The sequence below is a fragment of the Streptomyces spectabilis genome (assembly GCF_008704795.1).
Classification (GTDB): Bacteria; Actinomycetota; Actinomycetes; order Streptomycetales; family Streptomycetaceae; genus Streptomyces; species Streptomyces spectabilis.
Genome location: NZ_CP023690.1, coordinates 8,540,618 through 8,565,046, shown reverse-complemented (window position 1 = coordinate 8,565,046; position 24,429 = coordinate 8,540,618). Strand labels below are relative to the sequence as shown.

Here is a 24,429-nt window from a genome sequence, read left to right as displayed (position 1 = left end):
ATCGCCACAAGATCTGTAAATGCCAGATGAAGGCGACTATCTTGTCGCACATGCAGTCCTACACAATCGGCCAGGCGGCGCGTCTGCTCGGCGTCAGCCCCGACACCGCGCGCCGCTGGGCGGACGCCGGCCGGGTCGCGACCCACCGCGACCAGAGCGGCCGCCGCCTCATCGACGGGCGGGACCTGGCCGCCTTCTCCATCGAGGTCGCCCAGGGCGGCATCGGCGAGGAGGAAGGCTCGTACACCTCGGCCCGCAACGCCTTCCCCGGCATCGTCACCGCCGTCACCCTCGGCGACGTCGCCGCCCAGGTCGAGATCCAGGCCGGGCCCCACCGGCTCGTGTCCCTGCTCACCCGCGAAGCCGTCGAGGAGCTCGGCCTGGAGGTCGGCATGCAGGCCACCGCCCGCGTGAAGTCGACCAGCGTGCACATCGACCGGACCTGAGCACCCGTCCCCCAGCGGCATCGCCCGCAGCCAGAGGAGTCCCCCGCATGTCCACCGTGATCACCAAGCGGCGTGCCGCCGCCGCGCTCGTCACCGCCGCCCTGCTCCTGCCGCTGGCGGCGTGCGGCAGTGACGACGACAAGAGCGACAAGGGCGCCGAGAAGGACGGCGGCGCGCCGCAGCGGGCCGATCTCACCGTGCTCGCCGCCGCCTCGCTCACCGACGTGTTCAAGACCGCGGGCGCCGCGTACGAGAAGGCGCACCCGGGCACCAAGGTCACCTTCTCCTTCGAGGGCTCGCAGGAGCTGGCCGCCAAGGTCCGCCAGGGCGCCCCGGCCGACGCGCTCGTCACGGCCGACACCAAGACGATGGACGGGCTGCGGTCCGACACCGGCACGCCCACCGTGATCGCCAAGAACCGCCTGGTCATCGCCACCGGCAAGGGCAATCCGAAGCACGTCAAGCAGCTCAAGGACCTGGCCAAGGGCGATCTGAAGGTGGTCCTGGCCGCGCCCGAGGTGCCGGTGGGCCGCTACAGCGAGCAGATCCTGGCCGCGCAGAAGGTCTCCGTGAAGCCGGTCTCCCAGGAGCCCAACGTGCGTGCCGTCCTCTCCAAGGTCGAGCTGGGCGAGGCCGACGCGGGACTCGTCTACAAGACCGACGTCCAGGCCGCCGACGGCAAGGCCGAGGGCGTCGACATCCCCGACGGCCAGAACGCCATCGCCGAGTACCCGGCCGCCGCCCTCAAGACGTCGAAGCACTCCGACGCCGCCGCCGCGTTCGTGAAGTGGCTGAACTCCGCCGCGGCGCAGAAGATCCTGCGGGACGCGGGCTTCCAGAAGCCGTAGCCCCCGCCCCGACCTGGGAATCCCCGATGAGACCAGTCCGTGGCCGCGGCGGCCCGTCCGCTCGCGGCACCGGCGCGCGCCCGCCGCTCACCCTGGCCGTGCCCGCGCTCCTCGCCGTCGCGTTCCTGCTCCTCCCGCTCGTCGGCATCCTCAGCCGGACCGCCTGGGGCGACCTCGGGACGCATCTGACGAGCCCCGGGGTGACCGAGGCGCTCAAGCTCTCGCTGTACGTGTCCTTCTGGGCGCTCGGCCTGTCCCTGGTCCTCGGGGTGCCGCTGGCCTGGCTGCTCGCCCGCGTCCCGTTCCCCGGCAAGGCCCTTGTGCGCTCGCTCGTGCTGCTGCCCATGGTGCTTCCGCCCACGGTCGGCGGGGTCGCGCTGCTGCTCGGCCTCGGCCGGCGCGGGCTGCTCGGGCCGTGGCTGGAGGACACCTTCGGGATCGTGCTGCCGTTCCACACGTCGGGGGCCGTCGTGGCCGCCACGTTCGTGGCCATGCCGTTCCTGGTCATCAGCCTCGAAGGCGCCCTCGCGGGCATGCGCCTGTCGTACGAGGAGACCGCGGCCTCCCTCGGCGCCTCGCCGGTACGGGTGTTCTTCACCGTCACCCTGCCGATGGTCGCGCCCGGGCTCGCCGCCGGGGCCGCCCTCACCTGGGCGCGGGCGCTCGGCGAGTTCGGCGCGACCATCACCTTCGCCGGGAACCTGCCGGGCACCACGCAGACCCTGCCGCTCCAGGTCTATCTGCTGCTCCAGGACCAGCCCGAGGCCGCGACCTCGGTGTCCCTGCTGCTGCTCGTCATCGCGATGGCCGTCCTCGTCGCACTGCGCGGACGCTGGACCGGCGGCACGACCGACCGCGCGGCACGCCCCCGCGGCACCGCCGGGGACCGCGCCGAACCGCGGGGCGACGAGGCCGCGCACCCGCCGGAGGCCGCCGCCCCGGCCGGGGCCGCGCGGGAGCGCTGGCCCCTGCACGCGGACGTCACCGGCTTCAACCGGCTCACCCTGGAGGCCGACCCCGGCACCACCATCGCCGTCGTCGGGCCGAACGGCGCGGGCAAGACCACGCTCCTTCGCGCCCTGCTCGGGCTCACCCCCCGCGCCCACGCCCGGCTCCGCCTCGGCGACACGGACGTCACCGCACTGCCGCCGCACCGGCGCGGCGTCGCCTGGGTGCCCCAGGACGGCGCGCTCTTCCCGCACTTGAGCGCCCTGTCCAACACCGCGTACGGGCTGCGCGCGCAGGGGGTGCCGCGCGCCGAGGCCCGCCGGACGGCCCGGCTCTGGCTCGACCGGCTCGGCGTCGGGCACCTCGCGCACCGCAGGCCCGCGCAGCTCTCCGGCGGCCAGGCCCAGCGCGTCGCCCTCGCCCGGGCCCTGGCGCCGCACCCGCGGCTGCTGCTGCTCGACGAGCCGCTTGCCGCCCTCGACCAGACGACCCGGGCCCAGGTGCGCCACACCCTGCGCACCCATCTGGCGGACTTCGGCGGGGTCTGTCTGATCGTCACCCACGATCCGGTCGAGGCCGTCTCGCTGGCCGACCGGGTCCTCGTCCTGGAGGACGGCCGGGCGCTTCAGGACGCCCCGCCCGCCGAGGTCACCCGGCGCCCGCGCTCGCCCTGGGTGGCGCGCATGCTGGGGCGCAACGCCCTCGCGGGCACGGGCACGGGGAACGGCACCCTGCTGCTCGCCGACGGCGGGCACCTGGTGGCCGCCGATCCGCTCGACGAGGGCGCGCGGGCGCTCGCGATCATCGCGCCCGAGGCGGTGTCGCTGCACCTGGAACACCCCGAGGGCAGCCCGCGCAACGTCTGGCCCGGCGCGGTCCGGGAGATCACCGCGGTCGGCAGCCGACTGCGGGTCCTGGTCACCGGCGAGAAGACGCCGGACCTCGTCGCCGAGATCACCCCGCAGGCGGCGGCCGAACTGGGCCTCGCCGACGGCACGTCCGTCTATACGAGCGTGAAGGCGACCGAGGTCACGCTGGTCACCGTCTGACGCACGGGTCGGCGGCCCCTCTAGGCGGGCGCGGCCCCACCGGTCAGCTCGTCCCAGTGCACCGTCCGGTCGCACCACCGCTCCAGGAGCACCTTGTCGTGCCCCACGGCGAGCAGCCCGGCCCCGGCGTCGGCCCGGTACTCCTCCACGGCGGCGACCAGGGCGGCGGTGGTCGACGCGTCGAGCATGGCCGTCATCTCGTCGCAGATCAGCCAGCGCGGCCGCAGCACCAGGGCGCGGGCCAGACAGGCCCGCTGGAGCTGGCCGTCGCTGACCTCGTGCGGGCGGCGGCCGAGCAGGTCGGTGCCCAGGCCGACGGTGCGGGCGAGGTCCGCGACGCGCTCCGCGGCCCCGGCGGCGCGCCCGGTGGCCCGCAGGGGCTCCGCGATCAGCTGGGTGAGGGTAAGGCGCGGGTCGGCGGAGAGCCGGGGCTGCTGGAAGACCACGCCGAACGCGGTGCGCTGGGCGCGCGGGGCCCGGTGGCGCCAGCCGCGCGCGGCCTCGCCGTCGATGACGACCTGGCCCGCGTCCGGCTGGTGCAGGAGGGCCGCGACCCGGGCGAGCGTCGACTTGCCGCAGCCGCTGGGGCCGAGCAGGCCCACGGACTCGCCGGGCGCGAGGGTGAGGCTGACGTCCCGTACGACGGGGTCGCGGCGGTCGTATCCGGCGGTCAGGGAGCGCAGTTCAAGCACGGGGCGCCTCCAGCGCGGCGGTGACCGGGTGGTGGCAGGCGACGCCGGACGTCAGCGCGGGCCGCGTCGCGCAGGTCTCGTCCGCCCCCGCGCAGCGGGCCGCGAAGGCGCAGCCGTCCGGGAGCGCGGACAGCTCGGGCGGCATGCCGGGGATCGGCGTGAACTCCCGCTCGGGCAGGGCGTCCAGGAGGCCGCGCGCGTACGGGTGGCGTGGTCCGGGCGCGCCGAAGAAGTCGGCGGCGGCGGCGATCTCGACGACGCGGCTCGCGTACATGACGGCGACGCGGTCGGCGACGCGCCGGGCGGCGGCCAGGTCGTGGGTGATCAGGAGCAGCGCGCGGTCGTCGCCGACGTGGCGGCGCAGTTCGTCGACGGTGCGGTCGACGAGCTCGCGGTCCAGGCCCGTGGTGGGTTCGTCGGCCAGGAGCAGCGGCGCGTCGCCGATCAGGGCGAGCGCGGTGGCGGCGCGCTGGGCGAGGCCGCCGGAGAGCTGGTGCGGGTAGCGGTCGAGGTGACTGACGGGGAAGGAGGCGCGCTCGGCCGCCGCCTCGGCGGCCGGGCGCAGCGCGGGGCGGCGCACGCCCGTCAGCTCCCGCAGGGTCTCCTCCAGCTGGGAGCGCACGGTGCGTACGGGCGTGAGGTGCGCGGCGGGGCTCTGCGGGACGAGGCCGACGCGCCGCCCGCGCACGGTGCGGGCGAGGGTGCGCTCGTCGGCGGTGAGCAGGTCGAGCCCGCCCTGCCCGCCGGACCCGCCGAGCAGCGCGGACCCGGCGGTCTCGGCGTTCCCCGGCAGGAGGCCGAGCAGCGCCGAGGCGAGCACGGACTTGCCGCAGCCGCTCTCGCCGACGAGGGCGAGGCATTCGCCGGGCGCGAGGTCGAAGCGGGCGTCGGTGACGGCGGAGACGTGGGCGCCGCCGCGCATGCGGAAGCGCACGGAGAGCCCTCGTACCGAGAGCACCGGTTGTCCGGGCGCGGCGGTCACAGCATCAGCTCCGATCGGCGGCGCGGGTTGATGCGCTCGCGCCAGGCGCCCGCGAGGCCCGCGATCGCCAGGGTGGGCACGATGATGAACAGGCCGGGGAAGAGCGTGGGCCACCAGTCAACCGCGAGCAGCGAGCTGCGCGCGCCCTGCACGAGCGTGCCGAGGCTCGCCTGGTGCGTGGGCAGGCCGAGGCCGAGGAAGGACAGCGCGGACTCGTGCCAGATGGCGTGCGGCACCATCAGGACGGCGGCGAGTCCGGCCTGGGGCAGGACGCCGGGCAGCAGATGGCGCACGGTGACGCGCCAGCGCGAGGCGCCGCCGGAGATCGCCGCGTCGACGAAGGGACGCGAGCGCAGCGACAGGACCTCGGCGCGCACGATGCGGGCCGTGGACAGCCAGTGGGTGAGCCCCACGGAGATCACCACGGGCCAGACGCCGGGCCGGAACATCGCCACGATGAAGATGCCGAGCAGCAGGTGCGGGACCGACGCGAAGACGTCGACGAGGCGCATCACGATCCGGTCCACCCAGCCGCCGCAGGCGGCGGCGAGCGCGCCCACGGCGGTGCCGACGACGGTGGCGGCCACGGCGGCGACGACGCCGACGAGCAGCGAGACGCGCAGCCCGTACACGCAGCGCACCAGCAGGTCGCGGCCCACGTCGTCGGTGCCGAAGGGGTGGTCGAGGGACGGCGGGAGCAGCTTGTCCGCGAGGTGCACGGCCTGTTCGTCGAGGTCGACGAGCGGCGGCACGACCAGGACCGCGAGCACGACGGCGGCGACGATCGCGGCGGAGCCCCACACCCGCCACGCGCGCGTGGCGGCCGCCGAGGTGCGCGACGAGCGCGCGGCGGCGGGGCGCCAGGTGGTGTCAGCCATCGAATCCCACCCTCGGGTCGGCGAGCCCGTACAGCAGGTCCGCGAGGAGGTTGCCGAGCAGGACGGCGGCCGTCGCGAGCGCGGTGAGCGCGGCGAGCAGCGGGAAGTCCACGGAGGTGGCGGCGCCCACGGTGGCCGCGGCGATGCCGGGCCAGCTGAAGACGGTCTCCACGAGCAGCGCGCCGGTGATGAGTTCGGGCACGCGGGAGCCGACGAGGGTGAGCACCGGCAGCAGGCCGGAGCGGAAGGCGTGCTTCAGGAGCACGGTGCGCTCGGCCAGGCCGCGGGCGCGGGCGCCGCGCACGGGGTCGTCGCCGAGCGCGTCGCCGACGCCCTGGCGCACGTACAGCACGAACCACGGCAGCTGGGAGATCGCGAGGACGGCGGCGGGAAGGATCAGATGGCTGGTGACCTGGTCGAACGTCACCGTCGTGCTGGCGGTGTCGGTGAGCCCGCCCGCCGGGAGCACATCGAGCTTGAGCGCGAACAGCCACATCACCAGCAGGCCGAGCCAGAACGGCGGCGCGGCTTCCAGGGTGTAGGCGAGCGAGGTGATGCCCCGGTCGAGCCAGCCGCCGGGGCGGCGCGCGGCGAGCACGCCGAGGGCCGAGCCGAGCAGGATCGCGAGGACGAACGCGGTGGCGGCGAGGAGCACCGACCAGCCGATGCGCTCGCCGATGGCGTCGGCGACGGGCTGGCGCAGGGTGCTGGAGTCGCCGAGGTCGCCGGTCAGGGCCGAGGTGAGCCAGTCCCACCAGCGGCCGACGAGCGGCTTGTCGACGCCGAGGTTGGCGCGCAGCTGGTCGAGGTTCTCCTGGGACGCGGTGAGCCCGGCCGTGCCCGCGTACGCCTTGACGGGGTCGAAGGGCGAGGCCTCGGCGACGGCGAAGACGCCGAAGGTCACGACGAGCAGGACCGGTACGGCGAACACGGCCCGTCGTCCGACGAGCCGTGCCATGGGCCCCCAGGGGACCCGGCCGGTCCCCTGGGCGCGCCGCTTGTCGGGCGCGGAGGTCACTTCTTCGGCTGCCAGTCCTCGACGTTCCACCACGGGCCCGAGGCCAGGCCGTGGTCGTGCGGCTCGACCTGCGTGGACAGATCGCCGAAGGACTCGTTCACCACGTACAGGTGGTCGATGTGCGTGAGGAAGGTGTAGCCGGGGTTCTTCACCAGCTCGCGCTGGACGGTGTCGTACGCGGCTCCGCGCTCGGCCCGGTCGCCGCTCTCGCGGGCGTCCTCCAGGGCCTTGTCGACCTTGGCGTTGTCGTAGTGCGCCATGTTGTTGAAGCCGTCACCGGCGAGCGAGGACTTCAGGAGCGTGTACTGGTCGAAGTCCGGGTCGGCCGGGGAGCCGCCGCCGGCGAGGACGGCGTCCTTGGCCATGCGCGGCTCGATGACCTCCCAGGTGCCGGACTGCACCTCGACCTTGATGCCGAGCTTCTTGGCGTCGGAGGCGTAGGCGAGCGCGTGGTCCTGGCGGAGCTTGTCGCCGGTGAGGTACCAGAGCGGGAACGACGCCTGGACGCCGTCCTTCTCGCGGATGCCGCCCTTGCCGGGCTTCCAGCCCGCGTCGTCGAGGATCTTCTTGGCCTTGGCGGCGTCGAACTTGCGCTCGGTGCCCTTGGTGAACCAGGGGCTGTCCGTCGGGACGGGGCCGTAGGCCTCCTTGCCCGCGCCTTCGAGGATGGAGTCGACCATGGCCTTGCGGTCGACGCCGATGTCGAGGGCGCGCCGGACGGCGGTGCTGCCCGCGACCTTGTTGCCGGTCGGCAGGGTCACGACGCGGTAGTCGAAGGTCTTGGCGGCGTACGTCTTCTTCTGCCCGTCGGACTCGAAGGTCTTGGCGAGGTTCGGCGGCAGGATGGCGCCGTCGAGGTCGCCGGTGCGCAGCCGGGTGGCGCGCACGTCGTCGTCCTTGATGATCGCCATGGTGAAGTTCTTGATCTTCGGCGCGCCGCCCCAGTAGCCGGGGTTCGCCTTGAAGACGATCTTCTCGCCCCTGGACCACTTCACCAGCTCGTAGGGGCCGGTACCGACGGGCTTGGTGGAGAAGTCGCCCTTGTTGACGTCCTGCTTGCCCGCGATGTGCTCGGGGGCGATGGGCAGCACCGTGCGCTCGGCGAAGGGCGCGTAGGGGTACTTGAGGTGGAAGACGACGCCGTCGCTCCCCTTGGCCTCGACGCTCTTGAGGGCGTCGAGCTCGGTCTTGGAGGCGTTGTTCGTCTTCTTGTCGAGGATCGTCTCGTACGTGAAGACGACGTCCTTGGCCGAGAAGGGCTTGCCGTCGCTGAACTTGACGCCCTTGCGCAGCTCGTAGGTGTAGGTCTTGCCGTCGTCGCTGACCTTGGGGAGCTTCGCCGCGAGCGCGGGCCGCAGCTTCATGTCGGCGTCGTGCGTGAGCAGACCGTCGAAGATCTTGGAGTTGCCGTCCTTGCCGTAGCCGAGGAGCGGGCTGAGGGTCTCGGGCTCGTAGGCGATGCCCACGACGGCCGAGTCCTTGGCGCCGTCCGAGCCCTTGCCGTCGTCCGGCGACGAACAGGCCGACGCGGCGACCGCCAGTGCGGCGGCCGCCGCGACCGCGCCCGTGGTCCGTATGGATCGGGCCCTCATGCTCCACACCCCTACTGAAGATCAATCCTTGTTGCGAACAGCTCGCAATTATGCCTCAAGTAATGGGTGTGTAAGGCACGGGTCCCCTACGACTTTCGGACTACGTGCAGGTCAGGGCGGCGGCAGGGCGACGAGCCCTGCCAGGGCCTCCTTGTGCCGCCCCGCCGTGCCCAGGGCGATGGAGTCGGCCTTGGCGCGCTTGAGGGCGAGGTGGACGGGGTGTTCCCAGGTCATGCCGATGCCGCCGTGCAGTTGCAGGGCCTCCTCGGCGGCGCGCACGGCCACGGGGGACGCGTAGGCCTGGGCGAGGGCCGTCGCGAGGTCCGGCTCGTCGCTGCCGGTGGCCAGGGCGTCGGCGGCGTGCCGGGCGACGGCGCGGGTGTTCACGACGTCGAGCCAGACCTGGGCGAGGCGGTGCTTGAGGGCCTGGAAGGAGCCGACGGGGCGGTTGAACTGGTGGCGCTCCTTCGTGTGGCGCACGGTCTCCGTCAGGCACCACTCGGCGAGGCCGAGCTGCTCCGAGGCGAGCAGGCCCGCCCCGGCGCGCAGCCCGCGGCGCACCGCGGCTGCCGCGTCGGTGGTGAGCAGGCGCGCGGGGGCCGCGCCGAGGGTGACCGCGGCGAGCGGACGGGTGCGGTCGAGCGAGGTCAGGGCGGTGACGGTGACGCCGCCCCGGCCGGTGTCGACGGCGAACAGACCGCTGTCGGACGGGACGAGCAGGACGTCGGCGGCGGCCGCGTCCGCGACGCCGGTCACCTCGCCGTGCAGGACGCCGTCCGCGTACCGCGCCGAAGGGAAGGCGGCACCGGGGGCGGTGGCGAACGGTACGGCCAGGGCACCGACCGTGCGGCCCGACGCCAGGGCCGCCAGCAGGTCCGCGGCCTCCCCGCCACAGCCGAGCAGGGCTTCAGTGGCGATGACGGCACTGGTCAGATACGGCACGGGGGCCACCGCGCGGCCCAGCTCCTCCAGGACCACGGCGGCCTCGCGGTGCGTGGCGCCCTGGCCGCCCCGCTCCTCGGGCACCAGGAGACCGGCGAGGCCCATGCCCTCGGTGAGGGCCTTCCACAGCTCGCGGTCGTGCGGCCGGTCCGACTCCGCGCGCGCCGGCAGGGCGGCCGGATCGCAGCGGTCGGCGAGGAGGGAGCGCACGGCGGAGCGGACCGCCTCTTCCTCCTGCGTGTAGAGCAGGTCGCTCGGTGAGGTCATCGGGCCAGGTCCTTCCAGGCGACGTCCTTGTCGGTGCGCGGTTCCGGCGGCAGGCCGAGGACGCGCTCGGCCACGATGTTGAGCAGGACCTCGCTCGTGCCGCCCTCGATGCTGTTGCCCTTGGCGCGCAGATAGCGGTAGCCCGCCCCGCGCCCGAAGAAGTCGACCCCCTCGGGCCGCCGCATCGTCCAGTCGTCGTACAGCAGCCCTTCCTGGCCGAGGAGTTCGACCTCCAGTCCGCTGATGGCCTGGTTGAGGCGGGCGAAGCCGAGCTTCATGCCGGAGCCCTCGGGGCCCGGCTGGCCCGCCACGAGCTGCTGGCGCAGGCGCTCGCCGGTGAGCCGGGCGACCTCGGCCTCCACCCAGAGGGTGAGCAGGCGCTGGTGCAGATCGTGGGTGCGCAGCTCGGGGCGCTCGCGCCAGGTCCGCGCGAGGGGCTCGATCATGCCGCCCTCGCGCGGCAGGCGGGCGCCGCCGATCGAGACGCGCTCGTTCATCAGCGTGGTCTGCGCGACCCGCCAGCCGTCGCCGACCTCGCCGATCCTGTGGGCGTCGGGGATGCGGACGCCGGTGAGGAAGACCTCGTTGAACTCGGCCTCCCCGGTGATCTGCCGCAGCGGCCGCACCTCGACGCCCGGGTCGGACATGTCGCAGACGAAGTAGGTGATGCCGCGGTGCTTGGGCACGTCCGGGTCGGTGCGGGCGATGAGGATGGCCCAGCGGGCGAGGTGCGCGCTGGAGGTCCACACCTTCTGCCCGGTCACCACCCAGGTGTCGCCCTCGCGCACCGCGCGGGTGCCGAGCGCGGCCAGGTCGGAGCCCGCGCCGGGCTCGCTGAAGAGCTGGCACCACACCTCCTCGCCGGCCCACAGGGGCCTGAGGAAGCGGCGCTTCTGCTCCTCGGTGCCGAAGCCGAGGATCGTCGGCGCCGCCATGCCGAGGCCGATGCCGATGCGGCGCGGGTCGTTGTCGGGGGCGCCCGCCGCCTCCAGTTCGGCGTCCACGACGGCCTGGAGGGTGCGGGGCGCGCCGAGCCCTCCGAGGCCCTCGGGGTAGTGCACCCAGGCGAGCCCGGCGTCGAAGCGGGCCTTCAGGAAGGCGTCGCGCCCCGTCGCCGCCGGCGGGTGCGCGGCGAGGAACTCCCGGGTGCGGCGGCGCAGTTCGGCGGCGTCGGTCATGCGGATCCTCCGTCCGTGCGCCCGGGCAGCACGACGACGCGCCCGGTGGTGGCCCCGTCGGCGACGCGCTGCACGGCCGCCGCCGCGCCCGACAGCGGGACGCGCTCGCTCACCAGCGGCTTGACCGCGCCCTTGGCGGCGAGCGCGGTGAGCTGCTCGTGGCAGTCGAGGACGGACCGCGGGTCCTTCGTGGCGTACAGGCCCCAGTGCAGGCCGACGATCGAGTAGTTCTTCACCAGGGCGTGGTTCAGGGCGGGCGCCGGGATGGTGCCGCTCGCGAAGCCGACGACGATCAGGCGGCCCTCGAAGGCCACGCACTTGGCGGACTGGGTGTACGCGGCGCCGCCCACCGGGTCGTAGACGACGTCGGCGCCGCGGCCGCCGGTGGCGTCCTTCACGGCCGCGACGACGTCGTCCGCGTGCCGGTCCACGACCGCGTCGCAGCCGAGTCCGCGGGCGACCCGGGCCTTCTCGGCGCCGCCGACGACGCCGATGACGCGCGCGCCGGCGGCCTTGCCGAGCTGGACGGCCGCGCTGCCGACGCCGCCCGCGGCCGCGTGCACCAGGAGCGTCTCGCCCGCCCGGATCCCGGCGCGCCGGTGCAGTCCGAACCAGCCGGTCTGGTAGCCGATGTGCAGGGCCGCCGCCTCGGCGTCGTCGAGGGCGTCCGGGGCGGGCAGCAGGGCGGCGGCGTCCGCGACGGCGTACTCGGCGAACCCGCCGTACGGCAGCACGGGGTTGGCGATGACGCGCCGCCCGTCCGGCGTCTCGCCGCAGACCTCCACGCCGGGCGTGAACGGCAGCGGCGGGGTGATCTGGTACTGGCCGCGGCACAGCAGCGCGTCCGGGAAGTTGACGTTCGCGGCGCGGACCTTCAGCAGCACCTGGCCGTCGCCGGGCACCGGGGTTTCCGCCTCTTCGAGCCGCATCACCTCGCCCGGCTCGCCGTTGCGGGGTACGTGCCATGCGTGCATGCGGGGCCTCCACGAGGGCGTAGGTGGACCGTGCTCCCGCGCATACTAAGCGGTCGCTTGCCCCGAAGGGAACAGGGTCAGTCCGCCGCCGCGGACCGCTTCTTGGGCTTGGCCCGTACGTGCATGCGCTCGCCCTGCGGCCCGAACAGGCTCAGGAACTCGGCGGGGCCCTCGCCGGTGGAGCCGAACCAGTGCGGCACCCGGGTGTCGAACTCGGCCGCCTCCCCCGCGGCAAGGACCACGTCGTGCTCGCCGAGCACCAGGCGCAGGCGTCCGGACAGGACGTACAGCCACTCGTAGCCCTCGTGCGTCCTCGGGTCGGGTTCGACCGCGCGCTGGGGCTCGATGACCTTGTACGCCTGGAGTCCGCCGGGCTGCCGGGTCAGGGGCACCATCGTGCGGCCGTGCCGGACGATCGGCTTGGCGCGGACGCGGGGGTCGCCGACGGGCGGGGCGCCGACCAGCTCGTCGAGGGGCACCTGGTGGGCGCGGGCGATGGGCAGGAGCAGTTCGAGGCTCGGCTTGCGCCCGCCCGACTCCAGGCGGGAGAGGGTGCTGACGGAGATGCCGGTGGCGGCGGAAAGCCCGGCGAGCGTGGCGCCGCGCTCCTTGCGGATCGTGCGGAGACGGGGGCCGACGGCGGTGAGGACCTGGTCCGTCCCGCCGTCGCCCCCCTCGTGGGTCTCGTGCGTGTGACTCTCTTCGCGTGCCATGCGCCCATTGCAGAATCGGCAACGCGGGATGTCAAACCCGCATCACCGGCGCCCGCGCGCGGGTCAGCGGCCGAAGAGCTGGAACGCCACCGCGGGAGTTCCGCCGAAGCGCGGCGCGAGCCGCTCGGCGAAGCCGCCGAGGAACGAGCGGCAGTACTTCTCCGGGTCCTCGTCGGTCAACGCCTCCAGGTACGCGCGGTGTTCGAGCAGCGAGCGGACGGAGCGCTCCAGGCCGGGGCGCGCGTCCACCGCGTGCGTGGGCCGGTCGGTCCCGGCCACGGCGACCCAGCGCACCCCGTTCCACGGCTCGAGGCCCTGCTCGATCAGCTCCGGGAAGATCCAGCGGTTGCCCGCGTCGGCGGCCGCGTCCAGGGTGGCGCGGCCGACGGCGACGTGGTCCGGGGTGTTCCAGGCGACGCCGCCCCACGTGTCCTGATGGTTGAGCGTGATGACCAGCTCGGGCCGGTGCCTGCGGATCGCGGCGGCGATGTCGCGGCGCAGCGCCGTGCCGTACTCGATCACGCCGTCCTTGTGGTCGAGGAACTCGACGGTGTCCACGCCGACGACGGCGGCGCTGGCGCGCTGCTCCCGCTCCCGCAGCGGCGCGGCCTCGGCGGGCGCGAGGGAGTCGATGCCCGCCTCACCCCGGGTCGCGAGGAGGTACGCCACCTCGCGACCCGCGTCCGTCCAGGAGGCGATGGCGCCCGCGCAGCCGTACTCCAGGTCGTCCGGGTGGGCCACGACGGCGAGGGCGCGCTGCCAGTCCTCGGGCATGGGGGCCAGCTGGTCCCGCTCGGTCGTCGGGGTGTTCTGCGACTCGGTCATGCGCGCAGCCTAAGCGCTCCGCTGAATTCGCCGTGCCCTGCCGTCGTTCGCCTGCCGGTTCGTCGAGGCCGGTCGCGCCCACGCGGCGGAGCCGCATGTCGGCACAGCCCCGCGCCCCTTCGGGGCGCTTCCGGTGTCAGATCTCGCCCCGCACCAGGCCGAGCAGACGGTCCAGGACCCGGTCGCCGCTCGCGCGCAGGCCGTCGTGCTCGTACTCGTCGGTGACCCAGGTGCGCAGGCCGCCGATCGTGCGGGCGGTGCGCAGGGAGTCGGCCGTGTCGACGTAGAGGTCGTCGTGGTAGACGGCCGCGGCCACCGGCACCTCGTTCGCGGCGAGGCGCTCGGCGTCGTACAGCGGGGCCCAGTCGGCGCGTTCGGCGAGCAGGTCCGCGGTCTCGCGCAGCGGGCGGAGCGCCGGGTCGCAGTCGAACATCCAGCGCTGCACGGCCTCCCCGGTGAAAAGGACCGGCTCGCCCCCGGCGAGGCTCTTGCCCGCGTCGAAGGCGGGGAACTCGCCGCGCACCCGCTCCGCCGACCACGCGGTGGCACGCCCGCCCTGGGCGTAACAGGCCTCGTGCAGCAGGGCGTACAGCGGGTGTCCGGCGTACGACAGGAGGGCCTGGGCCTGCTCCTGGAAGGAGTCCGACAGCTCGTGCCCGGAGGCGGTGCGCACGAAGGCGTCCTCCAGGAGGTAGTGCAGACGGTGGCTGCCGTCGCCGGTGCCGAGCAGGATGCCCAGGGACTGGAAGGCCTCGACGGTGAAGCGGTAGCCGCCGTTCAGGACGGGCTCGTGCTCGGCGGCGTACTCGGCGACGCGCCGGGCCCGTTCGGCGTCCTGGGGGTAACGGGCGTAGTGGGCGAGGGACTTGCGCTCCATGCGCGGGTAGGCGGCGCGGTACACGTCGTCGGCGTGCCCGTCGAGCGTCGGGAGCCCGCCGGTGATCAGGGCGGTCGCGAGGCCCTCGGGCGCGGTGGACAGGTAGTGCGTGGCGCAGAAGCCGCCGAAGCTCTGGCCGAGGACGGTCCAGGGGGCGCCGCCGGTGACCTCGCGCCGGACCGCCTCGCAGTCGCGCACGATCGCGTCGGCGCGGAAGTGGCCCAGGTAGGCGGCCTGTTCGCGGGGCCCGCCGCGCAGCGGAAGGGTCTGCCGGTTGGCGGGCGTCGACGCGCCGGTGCCGCGCTGGTCGAGCAGCAGCACGCGGTAGTCGCGCAGGGCGCGGCCGAGCCAGGCCTGCTTGCCGCTGAAGCGGTGGGCCCCGAAGCCGGGGCCGCCCTGGAGGTACACCAGCCAGGGCAGCTCCGCGTCCTGCCGCGCCGCCGCCACGCACTCCCGCGCGAACAGCTCTATCCGCTCCCCCGCGGGGTCCTCGTGGTCGAGCGGGACGCTGAACCGGCGGTCGGTGAGCACGACTCCGGGCTGACGGTACGTGGGGCTCAAGGCGACTCCTCAACAGTGCGCGGAAGCGGAACCGTCCTAGTTGAGCACACCGCCCGCCGGGCCGACGCGGCGTCCCGGGCCGTCCCCGCCGCCGGGGGCTCGTGCGGCGCCGCCCGCGCAAGTACGCTCGGGCCATCCGATGATCGACGAGGAGGAACGCACCATGCGTGTCGCACTCTTCCTGACGTGTGTCAACGACACGCTCTATCCCGACACCGGCCGGGCCACCGTGAAACTCCTGACCAGGCTGGGCGTCGAGGTGGACTTCCCGGAGGCCCAGACCTGCTGCGGGCAGGCGCACTACAACACCGGCTATCGCCATCAGGCGGAGCCCCTCGCCCGGCATTTCTCCGATGTCTTCGGCGGGTACGAGGCGATCGTGACGCCCTCCGGCTCGTGCGCGGCGATGGTGCGAGAGCTGTATCCGCGGCTCGGCGAGCGGGCCAGGGCCGAGGGCCGCGGCGGCGGACTCGCGGCGGCCGTGGCTCCGGTGGTGCCCCGTACCTACGAGCTGACCGAGTTCCTGGTGGACGTCCTGGGCGTCACGGACGTGGGCGCGTACTACCCGCACACGGTGACGTACCACCCGACGTGCCACGGCCTGCGCTCGCTTCGGCTCGGCGACCGTCCCGCGCGGCTGCTCGGCGCGGTCAAGGGGCTCGACCTGGTGGAGCTGCCGGGCGCCGAGGAGTGCTGCGGATTCGGCGGCACCTTCGCCGTGAAGAACGCCGCCGTGTCGGCGGCGATGGGCGCCGACAAGGTGCGCAACGCGGAGTCGACCGGGGCCGACGTGCTGTGCGCGGCGGACAACTCCTGCCTCATGCACATCGGCGGCACGATGTCGCGGCTGAAGGCGGGCCCGCGCCCCGTCCACCTCGCCGAGATCCTGGCGAGCACGGAAGAGGAGCCCCTGACATGAGCGGCACCTTCGTGGGCATGCCCGCGTTTCCCGAGGCGGCCCGTGCCGCCGTCGGCGACGCGACGCTGCGCGCCAATCTGCGGCACGCCACGCACACCATCCGCGACAAGCGGGCCAGGGCCGTCGCCGAACTCGACGACTGGGCGCGCCTGCGCGAGGCGGGCAAGCGCATCAAGGACCACACGCTGCGCCACCTCGACCGTTATCTGCTGCGCCTGGAGGAGGCGGTGACGGCGGCGGGCGGCACCGTGCACTGGGCCGCCGACGCCGCCGAGGCCAACCGGATCGTGACGCGGCTCGTCCAGGAGACCGGCGAGTCGGAGGTCGTCAAGGTCAAGTCGATGGCCACCCAGGAGATCGGCCTCAACGAAGCCCTGGAGGCGGCGGGCGTCCGTGCCTACGAGACCGACCTCGCCGAGCTGATCGTGCAGCTCGGCCACGACCGCCCCTCGCACATCCTGGTGCCCGCCATCCACCGCAACCGCGGCGAGATCCGGGACATCTTCCGCGCGGAGATGGGGCGTTGGGGCCGTCCCGCCCCGGAGGGGCTCACCGACACGCCCGCCGAGCTCGCCGAGGCGGCGCGTCTTCACCTGCGGGAGAAGTTCCTGCGCGCCAGGGTCGGGATCTCCGGCGCCAACTTCATGGTCGCCGAGACGGGCACGCTGGTCGTCGTCGAGTCCGAGGGCAACGGCCGCATGTGCCTGACGCTCCCGGAGACCCTGATCTCCGTCGTCGGCGTCGAGAAGGTCGTGCCGACGTGGCGGGACCTGGAGGTGTTCCTGCAGACCCTGCCGCGCTCGTCGACGGCCGAGCGCATGAACCCGTACACGTCGACGTGGACGGGCACCACGGACTCCGACGGCCCCCGCGCCTTCCACCTGGTGCTGCTCGACAACGGCCGCACCGACACGCTCGCCGACGAGGTCGGCCGCCAGGCGCTTCGCTGCATCCGCTGCTCTGCCTGTCTCAACGTGTGCCCGGTGTACGAGCGGGCGGGCGGGCACGCCTACGGCTCGGTCTACCCGGGGCCGATCGGCGCGATCCTCAGCCCGCAGCTGCGGGGCACCGCGAGCGCGGTCGACGCGTCGCTGCCGTACGCGTCGTCGCTGTGCGGCGCCTGCTACGAGGTGTGCCCGGTGGCCATCGACATCCCGGAGGTCCTGGTGCACCTGCGGGAGCGGGTCGTCGAGGGCGGCGAGGTGACCCGCCGCGGTGTGCGGGTGCGGCTGCGGCCCGCCAAGGGGCACGCGGCGGAGCGGGCCGCGATGCGGGCCGCGCGGTGGGTCTTCGGGCACCCCGGCGCCCTGCGCGCGGGCCAGCGCCTCGCCTCCCGTACCCGGGCGGTGCACCCCCGCACACTGCCGGGGCCCGGCCGGGCGTGGAGCGCCACGCGGGATCTGCCGCCGGTGCCCGCCGAGCCGTTCCGCGACTGGTGGCGGCGTACCCACGGCGAAGGGAGCGGGGCGTGAGCGGCAGGGACGTGATCCTCGGGCGGATCAGGCGCGCGCTCGGTCCGGAGCCGGACGACGCGCAGGACCCGCACGCCGGCTACGAGTCGGCCGTGCCGCGTGACTATCTGCGCGAGCACGGGACGCGCGGCGAGGACGCGACCGTCGATCTGCTCGCCGAGAACCTCGCCGACTACCGGGCACTCGTGCACCGCACCGACGCGGACGGCCTCGCGGAGCTGCTCGCGCGGCTGCTCGCCGCGCGGGGCACGCGGACGGTCCTGGTCCCGCCCGGCCTGCCGCGGTGGTGGCTCGCGACCGCCGACGCCACGCGCGTCCCCGACCGCGCGGCGCACACGGCGCGCGACCTCGACCGCGTCGACAGCGTCGTCACGGGCTGCGCGGTCGCCGTCGCCGAGACCGGCACGCTCGTCCTCGACGGCTCCCCCGACCAGGGGCGCCGCCGGATCACGCTGGTCCCCGACCACCACGTCTGTGTCGTACGCGTTCCCGACCAGGTCGTCGCGTCGGTGCCGCTCGCCCTCGAACGGCTCGATCCGCGCCGCCCGCTCACCTGGATCTCGGGCCCCTCCGCGACCAGCGACATCGAGCTGGACCGGGTCGAGGGCGTGCACGGCCCCCGCACCCTTGAGGTGGTGCTGGTGAGCGGGGTGTGACCGGCGCGGTTAGCGTGAGGGGATGATCCGGTTCGAGCAGGTGACCAAGCGCTACCCGGACGGTACGACGGCCGTGGACGACCTCTCCTTCGAGGTCGCCGAGGGCGAGCTGGTCACGCTCGTCGGCCCGTCCGGCTGCGGCAAGACGACCACGATGATGATGGTGAACCGGCTGATCGAGCCGACGTCCGGCCGGATCTACGTGGACGGCGCGGACATCGCCGCCGTCGACCCCGTGCGCCTGCGCCGCCGCATCGGCTACGTCATCCAGCAGGTCGGCCTCTTCCCGCACCGCACCGTCCTCGACAACACGGCGACCGTGCCCGCGCTCGTCGGCTGGAAGCGGGCCAGGGCGCGGGCCCGCGCCGCCGAACTCCTCGATCTGGTGGGCCTCGACCCGAAGACGTACGGCTCGCGCTATCCGGAGCAGCTCTCGGGCGGGCAGCGCCAGCGCGTGGGCGTCGCCCGCGCGCTCGCCGCCGACCCGCCGGTGCTCCTGATGGACGAGCCGTTCGGCGCCGTCGACCCGGTGGTGCGCGAACGCCTCCAGAACGAGTTCCTGAACCTCCAGCGCACCGTGCGCAAGACCGTCCTGATGGTCACGCACGACATCGAGGAGGCGGTGCGGCTCGGCGACCGGGTCGCCGTGTACGGGCAGGGCCGCATCGAGCAGTTCGACACGCCGGGCGCGGTGCTCGGCACGCCCGCCACCCCGTACGTCGCCCAGTTCGTGGGCGCCGACCGGGGTCTGAAGCGCCTTTCGGTGACCGTGATCGAGGCGGACGACCTGGAGCAGCCGCCGGTCGCCCGCCTGGAGGAGCCGGCCGCGCAGGCCGCGGCCCGGCTGCGGGCCGACGGCGCGCGCTGGGCGATGGTCCTGAACGCCGACGACGATCTGCACGGCTGGGTCGGCGTCGACGAGGTCGCGCTCGCCGGGGACGGCGCCACGGTCGGCGACCTGGCCCACCGCATGAACGCCTGGCTGCCCGTGGGGGCCTCCCTGAAGCAGGCCTTCGGCGTGATGCTCCAGCACGACGCCGGATGGGTCGCCGTGGTCGACGGCGCCCGCTTCGTGGGCGTCCTCACCCCGGCGAAGCTGCACGAGGCGCTGCGCCGCTCGGTGGACGCGGATGCCCAAGGGGTGGGCAGGGACGAGGTGGAGTTCGACTCGGTCGCCGACGCGTGACGCTGCGCTGTGCCGGACCGTGACTTCCGTGGGTGCCGCGAACGCTCGTGCCCTGCCTGCGGGCCGCCCTGGGTTGCTCGCGCAGTTCCCCGCGCCCCTTCGGGGCGCTTCCCGCCTTCGGAGCGTCTACTACAGCAGTCCCTTGTCCTTGAGGTACTTCTTCGCCACGTCCTCGGGCAGTCTGCGCCAGCTGTCCACCTGGCGGTTCATGTCGGCCAGGTCGTCCGTCGTCAGGACGGTGTTGAGGCGGCCGAGGGCGCGGGCCACGCCCTCGCTGCCCGCGCGGGCGCGGTTGACGACGGGGACGACGTAGTCGGCGTTCTGGAGGTGCTTGTCGTCGGCGAGGAGGACGAGGCCGAACTCGTCGAGGGTGGCGTCGGTGGACGTGGTGAGCACCAGCTGGTCCCGGCCGCTCTGCACCGCCTTCTTGGCCTGGGTGGTGCCGACGCCCTTGGGGTCGACGGCGGTGACGTCGATGCCGTACACCGTCTTCAGGCCGGGCTCGCAGTAGGGGCGCCGGACGCACTCGTCGCCCGCGGCGAGCCGCACCTTCAGGCCCGACTTCCCCAGGTCGGTGAGCGTTTTGAGGCGGTGCTCGCGGGCGTACGAGGCCGCGACCGCGAAGGCGTTCTGGTCGACGGCCTCGCCGGGGTCGAGGACGGTCAGGCCGCGCGGGGCGGCGAGGTCGCGCAGGGCCTTCATGGTGGTGTCGAGGTCGGGCGAGCCGACCGGCTCGGCGTCCGCGCCGTTGACCTTGGCGTTCAGCCAGTCCGCGAAGGTCGCCGCGTACTCGGGGACGACGTCGATCTGCCCGGACTCCAGGGCGGGTTCGTACAGCTCGCGGTTGGCGACGGACAGGAACTCCGTGCCGTATCCGGCCTTCTCCAGGAGCTGGGCGTACATGTGCGCGAGCAGATCGCTCTCGGTGAAGCCCGCGGAGCCGACGACCAGGTGCTTGCTGTCGCCCGGCGGCAGGCTGGCCTCGCCCCGGTTCTCCAGGGAGGGCCCGGAGTCGCAGCCGGAGGCAAGGACGGCGGCCGCGACGAGCACGCCGGACAGCAGACGGGTGCGCCAGGTCATTCGGGCGGGCCAGGTGCGCCACGTCGTGCCGGTGGGCCGGGTGCGCCACGTCATTCCGCTCTCCTTCTCCGCGCCGTGCGCGCCCACCCGGGCGCCAGCCGCTCCGCGGCCTCGAAGAACGCCTCGACGACCAGGGCGAAGGCGGCCACCAGGACCGCGCCCGCCACGACCTGCGGGGTGCTGGCGAGGTTGAAGCCCGCGGTGATGATCCGGCCGAGCCCGCCGCCGCCCGCGAGCGCCGCGATGGTGGCGGTGGCGACGAGCTGCACGGCGGCGATCCGCACCCCGCTCATGATCAGCGGAAGCGCCAGCGGCGCCTCGACCCGCCACAGCATCTGCCACCCCGTCATGCCCATGCCGCGCGCGGCCTGGACGACGCCGCGGTCGACCTCGCGCATCCCGACGTACGCGTTGGTGAGCAGCGGCGGCACGGCGAACAGGACCAGGGCGACGACGGTCGGCCCCTCGCCCCAGTCGCCGATCGGGGTGAGCAGCAGCAGGACGAGGACCGCGAAGGTCGGCACCGCCCGGCCGACGTTGGAGATGTTCACCGCGAGCGCCCCGCCCTTGCCGAGGTGCCCGAGCACGAGGGCGACGGGCAGCGCGACGAGACAGCTGATCACCAGGCACACCACGGTGAGGACCAGGTGCTGGACGAGGCGGTGCCAGATGCCGCCGTCGCCCGACCAGTGCGCGGACGTGCTGAGCCAGTCCCAGGCGTCACCGAGGGTCGTCACGCGCGCCCCGCCCTCGTCCAGGGGGTGAGCAGGCGCTGGACGCCGAGCAGCAGCACGTCGGCGGCGACGGCGATGACCACGCACAGGACGGAGGCCGTGAGGACCTGCGCCTTGAAGTAGGTGTTCATGCCCGCGTAGATCAGGTTGCCGAGGCCGCCGAAGCCGACGATCGCGCCGACGGTGACGAGCGAGACGGCGGAGACGGTGGCGATGCGCAGACCCGCCATGGCGGCGGGCAGCGCGAGCGGCAGCTCCACGGTGAGGAGCAGCCGGATCGGCCCGTAGCCCATGCCGCGGGCGGCCTGCCGGGTCTCCTCGGGCACGGCGCGAAGCCCGGCGAGGATGTTCCGTACGAGCAGCGTCAGGGAGTACAGGACGAGCCCGGCCACGACCAGCGTCGCGGACAGGCCGTAGACGGGAAGCAGCAGCGAGAACATCGCGAGCGACGGGATCGTGTACAGCACGGTGGTGACGGCGAGCACGGGTCCTGCCGCGATGCCCCAGCGCCGGGCGACCACGGCCAGGGGCAGGGCGATGGCGAGCCCGATCAGGACGGAGACGGTGGTCAGCTCCAGGTGCTGGACCACGGCGTCGAGGAGGATCCGGCGGCGGGTGCTCAGATACTCGCCGCAGATCCACTCGTTGCGGGCCAGGCAGTCGTCCGGGGGCGTCACCCGTCCATTCCACCGCCGGACGGCGCGGTACGGCGCGTCCTGCTGGACCGTACGGGGGCCGCGCCCCCTGTCGCCCGGCGGCCGGACGTCCTATGATTCCGGGCCGGTGCGTCCAGGGAGGACTGTTGGCTGTCGGACCCGCGACCGGCGAGACCGTCTACGAACCGGTGCCCTATTGGGCGAGGATCCCGCACGGGATCTGGCTCCAGGAGGCCACGTCCGTCGCCGTCGACTCGGCCGACCGGGTGTACGTCTTCAACCGCGGCAACATGCCGGTCCTGGTCTTCGACCGGGAGGGCCACGTCGTCGACATGTGGGGCAACGACACGCCGTTCACCGGCACGGAGCTGATCGAGAACCCGTACGGCACCCTGACCCCGCGCTGGCGGGGCTGCCGCTTCCTGCACCCGCACGCCGTCACCGTCGACCACGAGGACCACCTCTGGCTCGTCGACGACATCGGTAACAAGATCACCAAGACGGACCGCGAGGGCAACACCCTGCTCGTCCTCGGCACCGGGAGCCCCAGCGGCTTCCAGAGCGGCGAGCCCTTCAACCGCCCCACGGACGTGGCGGTGTCACCGCTGACGGGCGACGTCTTCGTGACCGACGGCTACGGCAACTCCCGCGTGCACCGCTACGACGCTCGCGGGCGCCATCTGCTGTCCTGGGGCGCGCCCGGCAGCGACGACGGGCAGTTCAGCCTCCCGCACAACATCGCCCTCCTCGGCGACGACGCGGTGATCGTGTGCGACCGCGAGAACCACCGCGTGCAGGTGTTCTCCCTGGACGGCGACTTCCGCACCTCGTGGCACGCCCACAAGGCCGTCGCCGTCTGCGCGGGCAAAGGCGCGGACACCCATGTGTACGTCGCCGAGCAGGGGCCGCCGCCGGTGCAGCACGGCGTGCCCGGGCTCGGCCACAAGGTGCGGGTCCACGACCGGGACGGCCGCCGCGTCACCTCGTTCGGGGCGGAGCTGCCCGGGGAGGCCCCTGACCGGTTCAACTGGCCGCACAGCGTGGCCGTGGACTCCGAGGGCAGCGTGTACGTGGCGGAGGTGTCGTACGTCGAGGTCGGCAGCAAGCTCACCCCGCCGCGCGAGCTGGTGAGCCTGCGCAAGTGGCGGCGCGTCCGGGGGTGAGGGCGCCGCAGGGCCGGTCGGCGGCCGTCCGCCTCCCCGCGTACGCCTTTGCGAATCACCACCGGGCGGGGAGAGGCCCGCCGTGTGGCATGAACTCGCCCTCTGCCCAGGGCATTTAAGGCCATACCGCCGCAACGGGACGTCTTGACACCCCGGATTGGTATAGGCCAACATCCGGCTCGGTCGCCCGCTTCGTCGCGGTCAACCGATCCCGACCGCACTGCCCGTCGCGCGCCCCTGTGGAGGTCTCCCATGGCAAGCACCAGCCACCCGCACCTCACCCGCCTTGCCAACTCCGTCCTCCAGCCGGGGTTCGTGGGCACGACCGCGCCGGACTGGGTGCGGCGCAGGATCGCCGAAGGGCTGGCGTCCGTGGTGCTGTTCGGGCGCAACATCGAGAGCCCGGAGCAGGTCGCCGCGCTCACCGCGGAGCTGCGCGCCGAGAACCCCGACCTGATCGTGGCCATCGACGAGGAGGCGGGCGACGTGACCCGCATCGCCGCGCGCACCGGCGCCTCCTGGCCCGGCAACCTCGCCCTCGGCGCCATCGACGACCCCGATCTGACCGAGCGCGTCGCGCGCGACATCGGCCGCCAGCTCCGCGAGATCGGCGTGTCCCTGGACTTCGCGCCGAGCGCCGACGTCAACTCCAACCCGATGAACCCCGTCATCGGGGTGCGCTCCTTCGGCGCCCGCACCGACGTCGTCTCGCGGCACACCGCCGCCTGGATCCGGGGGCTCCAGTCCGCCGGGGTCGCCGCCTGCGCCAAGCACTTCCCGGGCCACGGCGACACCGCCGTCGACTCGCACCACGGCCTGCCGCGGTTCACCGCCGACGCCGAGGAGATCGCGCGCACCGCGCTTCCGCCGTTCACCGCCGCGATGGAGTCGGGCGTACGGGCCGTCATGACCGCGCACATGCTCGTGCCCGCGTACGACGCCGAGCGGCCCGCGACGCTCAGCCCCGTCATCCTCGACGACGTGCTGCGCGGCCAGTTGGGCTTCGACGGCCTCGTCGTCACCGACGGCATCGAGATGAGCGCCGTGTCCGGGCCCTACGGCATCGCGGGCGCCACCGTCCGCGCGGTCACCGCGGGCGTGGACGCCGTGTGCGTCGGGGGCGAGAGCGCCGAGCAGTCCACGGCGGACGACCTGCGCGACGCCCTGGTGCGGGCGGTGCTCGACGGCACGCTGCCCGAGGAGCGCCTGACCGAGGCCGCCGCCCGCGTCGGCGAGTTCGCCGCCTGGTCGGCCGCGCTCGCCCGGGACGCCGCCCCGGCCGCGGACGCGTCCGACATCGGTCTGGTCGCCGCGCGGCGCGCGGTCCGGGTGCACGGCGAGTCCGGCGCCGCGCTCCCCCTGACCGCCGACCCGCACGTCGTCGAGCTGTCGCCGACGATGAGCCTGGCCGTGGACGGCGCGACCCCCTGGGGCGTGGCCGAGCCGCTGCGCGCGCTGCGCCCCGGCACCACGTCCGTGCGCGTCGGCGAGGCCGAACTGACCCGCGAGGCCGACCTCCTGGACCGCGTCGCCCTCGCCCCCGCGAGCGGCCGCGAGCTGGTCGTGGTGGTCCGGGACGCGGCCCGGCACCCCTGGATGTCGAAGGCGCTCACCGACCTCCTGAACAGCCGCCCCGACGCCGTCGTCGTCGAGATGGGCGTGCCCGCGGGCGACCGCGTCGGGGCCGTCCACCTGACCACCTACGGCGCCACCCGCGTGTCCGGGATCGCCGTGGCGGAGGTGCTCGCCGGGGCCGCGTGAGCGTAGTTCCGC

23 protein-coding genes are annotated in these 24,429 nt (G+C 74.1%); 9 read left to right on the top strand and 14 right to left on the bottom strand.

The window, feature by feature from the left end; all coding sequences use genetic code 11:
- The first annotated feature begins 50 nt into the window (after window positions 1-50).
- The 3 genes from CP982_RS36460 to CP982_RS36450 are packed head-to-tail and all read left to right on the top strand — an operon-like array spanning window position 51 to window position 3,291.
- A complete protein-coding gene (locus CP982_RS36460; protein WP_150514378.1) occupies window positions 51-446 on the top strand; it encodes a TOBE domain-containing protein in 396 nt (131 codons plus the stop codon).
- A gap of 47 nt (window positions 447-493) precedes the next feature.
- Window positions 494-1,294, top strand: coding sequence for a molybdate ABC transporter substrate-binding protein (gene modA, locus CP982_RS36455; protein WP_150514377.1), 801 nt, complete (start codon window positions 494-496; stop codon window positions 1,292-1,294).
- A gap of 26 nt (window positions 1,295-1,320) precedes the next feature.
- Window positions 1,321-3,291: an ABC transporter permease gene (locus CP982_RS36450; protein WP_150514376.1), complete on the top strand. Its 1,971-nt coding sequence runs from the start codon at window positions 1,321-1,323 to the stop codon at window positions 3,289-3,291.
- Between the two features lie 20 nt (window positions 3,292-3,311).
- On the opposite strand, the gene CP982_RS36445 is transcribed toward CP982_RS36450, so the two are convergent.
- The 11 genes from CP982_RS36445 to CP982_RS36395 all read right to left on the bottom strand — a co-directional run bounded on the left by CP982_RS36445 (window position 3,312) and on the right by CP982_RS36395 (window position 14,790).
- Complete coding sequence (locus CP982_RS36445; protein WP_150514375.1) at window positions 3,312-3,983, bottom strand: ABC transporter ATP-binding protein; 672 nt, start codon at window positions 3,981-3,983, stop codon at window positions 3,312-3,314.
- Complete coding sequence (locus CP982_RS36440) at window positions 3,976-4,905, bottom strand: ABC transporter ATP-binding protein (protein WP_150515907.1); 930 nt, start codon at window positions 4,903-4,905, stop codon at window positions 3,976-3,978. The genes CP982_RS36445 and CP982_RS36440 overlap by 8 nt, the downstream gene beginning before the upstream one ends.
- A 56-nt stretch (window positions 4,906-4,961) precedes the next feature.
- Window positions 4,962-5,843 carry an ABC transporter permease gene (locus tag CP982_RS36435; protein ID WP_150514374.1) on the bottom strand — a complete coding sequence of 294 codons (882 nt, stop codon included), beginning with the start codon at window positions 5,841-5,843 and terminating at the stop codon, window positions 4,962-4,964.
- Window positions 5,836-6,801 (bottom strand): ABC transporter permease, encoded by a 966-nt coding sequence (locus tag CP982_RS36430; RefSeq protein WP_150514373.1) that lies wholly within the window; start codon window positions 6,799-6,801, stop codon window positions 5,836-5,838. Before CP982_RS36430 ends, CP982_RS36435 begins: the two co-directional genes overlap by 8 nt.
- 56 nt (window positions 6,802-6,857) lie before the next feature.
- Entirely contained in the window at window positions 6,858-8,453 is a 1,596-nt protein-coding gene (locus CP982_RS36425) for an ABC transporter substrate-binding protein (protein WP_150514372.1), read from the bottom strand.
- A gap of 111 nt (window positions 8,454-8,564) precedes the next feature.
- Window positions 8,565-9,662 (bottom strand): acyl-CoA dehydrogenase family protein, encoded by a 1,098-nt coding sequence (locus CP982_RS36420; protein ID WP_150514371.1) that lies wholly within the window; start codon window positions 9,660-9,662, stop codon window positions 8,565-8,567.
- Entirely contained in the window at window positions 9,659-10,840 is a 1,182-nt protein-coding gene (locus CP982_RS36415; RefSeq protein ID WP_150514370.1) for an acyl-CoA dehydrogenase family protein, read from the bottom strand. The genes CP982_RS36420 and CP982_RS36415 overlap by 4 nt, the downstream gene beginning before the upstream one ends.
- Window positions 10,837-11,814: an NADPH:quinone oxidoreductase family protein gene (locus tag CP982_RS36410; RefSeq protein ID WP_150514369.1), complete on the bottom strand. Its 978-nt coding sequence runs from the start codon at window positions 11,812-11,814 to the stop codon at window positions 10,837-10,839. The genes CP982_RS36415 and CP982_RS36410 overlap by 4 nt, the downstream gene beginning before the upstream one ends.
- A gap of 77 nt (window positions 11,815-11,891) precedes the next feature.
- Window positions 11,892-12,527, bottom strand: a complete 636-nt coding sequence (locus CP982_RS36405) for a helix-turn-helix domain-containing protein (protein WP_150514368.1) — start codon at window positions 12,525-12,527, stop codon at window positions 11,892-11,894.
- A 63-nt stretch (window positions 12,528-12,590) separates the two neighbouring features.
- The gene (locus CP982_RS36400; protein ID WP_150514367.1) at window positions 12,591-13,352 is read right to left on the bottom strand and encodes a PIG-L deacetylase family protein; all 762 of its coding nucleotides are present in this window, start codon (window positions 13,350-13,352) and stop codon (window positions 12,591-12,593) included.
- Between the two features lie 136 nt (window positions 13,353-13,488).
- Complete coding sequence (locus tag CP982_RS36395; protein ID WP_150514366.1) at window positions 13,489-14,790, bottom strand: alpha/beta fold hydrolase; 1,302 nt, start codon at window positions 14,788-14,790, stop codon at window positions 13,489-13,491.
- A gap of 163 nt (window positions 14,791-14,953) precedes the next feature.
- Between CP982_RS36395 and CP982_RS36390 the strand changes: the two genes are divergently transcribed.
- From CP982_RS36390 to CP982_RS36375, 4 genes are read left to right on the top strand one after another with little or no spacing between them, the layout of a single operon-like run.
- A complete protein-coding gene (locus tag CP982_RS36390) occupies window positions 14,954-15,709 on the top strand; it encodes a (Fe-S)-binding protein (RefSeq protein WP_150514365.1) in 756 nt (251 codons plus the stop codon).
- Complete coding sequence (locus CP982_RS36385; protein WP_150514364.1) at window positions 15,706-17,181, top strand: lactate utilization protein B; 1,476 nt, start codon at window positions 15,706-15,708, stop codon at window positions 17,179-17,181. Before CP982_RS36390 ends, CP982_RS36385 begins: the two co-directional genes overlap by 4 nt.
- Complete coding sequence (locus tag CP982_RS36380) at window positions 17,178-17,837, top strand: LutC/YkgG family protein (RefSeq protein WP_150514363.1); 660 nt, start codon at window positions 17,178-17,180, stop codon at window positions 17,835-17,837. The genes CP982_RS36385 and CP982_RS36380 overlap by 4 nt, the downstream gene beginning before the upstream one ends.
- 22 nt (window positions 17,838-17,859) lie before the next feature.
- On the top strand, window positions 17,860-19,023 hold the full coding sequence (locus CP982_RS36375) for an ABC transporter ATP-binding protein (protein ID WP_150514362.1): 1,164 nt from the start codon (window positions 17,860-17,862) through the stop codon (window positions 19,021-19,023).
- Between the two features lie 129 nt (window positions 19,024-19,152).
- Here the strand turns inward: CP982_RS36375 and CP982_RS36370 are convergent, their stop codons facing one another.
- Genes CP982_RS36370 through CP982_RS36360 form a run of 3 tightly spaced genes read right to left on the bottom strand, consistent with a single transcriptional unit; the run spans window position 19,153 to window position 21,514 of the window.
- Window positions 19,153-20,103, bottom strand: coding sequence for an ABC transporter substrate-binding protein (locus CP982_RS36370; protein WP_150515906.1), 951 nt, complete (start codon window positions 20,101-20,103; stop codon window positions 19,153-19,155).
- Window positions 20,104-20,153: 50 nt separating this feature from the next.
- Entirely contained in the window at window positions 20,154-20,840 is a 687-nt protein-coding gene (locus CP982_RS36365) for an ABC transporter permease (protein ID WP_150514361.1), read from the bottom strand.
- On the bottom strand, window positions 20,837-21,514 hold the full coding sequence (locus CP982_RS36360; RefSeq protein WP_150514360.1) for an ABC transporter permease: 678 nt from the start codon (window positions 21,512-21,514) through the stop codon (window positions 20,837-20,839). The genes CP982_RS36365 and CP982_RS36360 overlap by 4 nt, the downstream gene beginning before the upstream one ends.
- 125 nt (window positions 21,515-21,639) lie before the next feature.
- On the opposite strand from CP982_RS36360, the gene CP982_RS36355 reads away from it, so the two are divergent.
- The gene (locus tag CP982_RS36355) at window positions 21,640-22,656 is read left to right on the top strand and encodes a peptidyl-alpha-hydroxyglycine alpha-amidating lyase family protein (protein WP_150514359.1); all 1,017 of its coding nucleotides are present in this window, start codon (window positions 21,640-21,642) and stop codon (window positions 22,654-22,656) included.
- A 252-nt stretch (window positions 22,657-22,908) separates the two neighbouring features.
- Window positions 22,909-24,417, top strand: a complete 1,509-nt coding sequence (locus tag CP982_RS36350; RefSeq protein WP_150514358.1) for a glycoside hydrolase family 3 protein — start codon at window positions 22,909-22,911, stop codon at window positions 24,415-24,417.
- Window positions 24,418-24,429: the final 12 nt, after the last annotated feature.

Bases quoted from the DNA above. Each gene is read 5' to 3' on its own strand.
- CP982_RS36425 (WP_150514372.1), bottom strand. From the start codon at position 8,453: ATGAGGGCCCGATCCATACGGACCACGGGCGCGGTCGCGGCGGCCGCC.
- CP982_RS36410 (WP_150514369.1), bottom strand. From the start codon at position 11,814: ATGCACGCATGGCACGTACCCCGCAACGGCGAGCCGGGCGAGGTGATG.
- CP982_RS36420 (WP_150514371.1), bottom strand. From the start codon at position 9,662: ATGACCTCACCGAGCGACCTGCTCTACACGCAGGAGGAAGAGGCGGTC.
- CP982_RS36440 (WP_150515907.1), bottom strand. From the start codon at position 4,905: ATGCGCGGCGGCGCCCACGTCTCCGCCGTCACCGACGCCCGCTTCGAC.
- CP982_RS36450 (WP_150514376.1), top strand. From the start codon at position 1,321: ATGAGACCAGTCCGTGGCCGCGGCGGCCCGTCCGCTCGCGGCACCGGC.
- CP982_RS36375 (WP_150514362.1), top strand. From the start codon at position 17,860: ATGATCCGGTTCGAGCAGGTGACCAAGCGCTACCCGGACGGTACGACG.
- CP982_RS36430 (WP_150514373.1), bottom strand. From the start codon at position 6,801: ATGGCACGGCTCGTCGGACGACGGGCCGTGTTCGCCGTACCGGTCCTG.
- CP982_RS36400 (WP_150514367.1), bottom strand. From the start codon at position 13,352: ATGACCGAGTCGCAGAACACCCCGACGACCGAGCGGGACCAGCTGGCC.
- modA (WP_150514377.1), top strand. From the start codon at position 494: ATGTCCACCGTGATCACCAAGCGGCGTGCCGCCGCCGCGCTCGTCACC.
- CP982_RS36385 (WP_150514364.1), top strand. From the start codon at position 15,706: ATGAGCGGCACCTTCGTGGGCATGCCCGCGTTTCCCGAGGCGGCCCGT.
- CP982_RS36350 (WP_150514358.1), top strand. From the start codon at position 22,909: ATGGCAAGCACCAGCCACCCGCACCTCACCCGCCTTGCCAACTCCGTC.
- CP982_RS36390 (WP_150514365.1), top strand. From the start codon at position 14,954: ATGCGTGTCGCACTCTTCCTGACGTGTGTCAACGACACGCTCTATCCC.
- CP982_RS36405 (WP_150514368.1), bottom strand. From the start codon at position 12,527: ATGGCACGCGAAGAGAGTCACACGCACGAGACCCACGAGGGGGGCGAC.
- CP982_RS36435 (WP_150514374.1), bottom strand. From the start codon at position 5,843: ATGGCTGACACCACCTGGCGCCCCGCCGCCGCGCGCTCGTCGCGCACC.
- CP982_RS36460 (WP_150514378.1), top strand. From the start codon at position 51: ATGCAGTCCTACACAATCGGCCAGGCGGCGCGTCTGCTCGGCGTCAGC.
- CP982_RS36370 (WP_150515906.1), bottom strand. From the start codon at position 20,103: ATGACCTGGCGCACCCGTCTGCTGTCCGGCGTGCTCGTCGCGGCCGCC.
- CP982_RS36415 (WP_150514370.1), bottom strand. From the start codon at position 10,840: ATGACCGACGCCGCCGAACTGCGCCGCCGCACCCGGGAGTTCCTCGCC.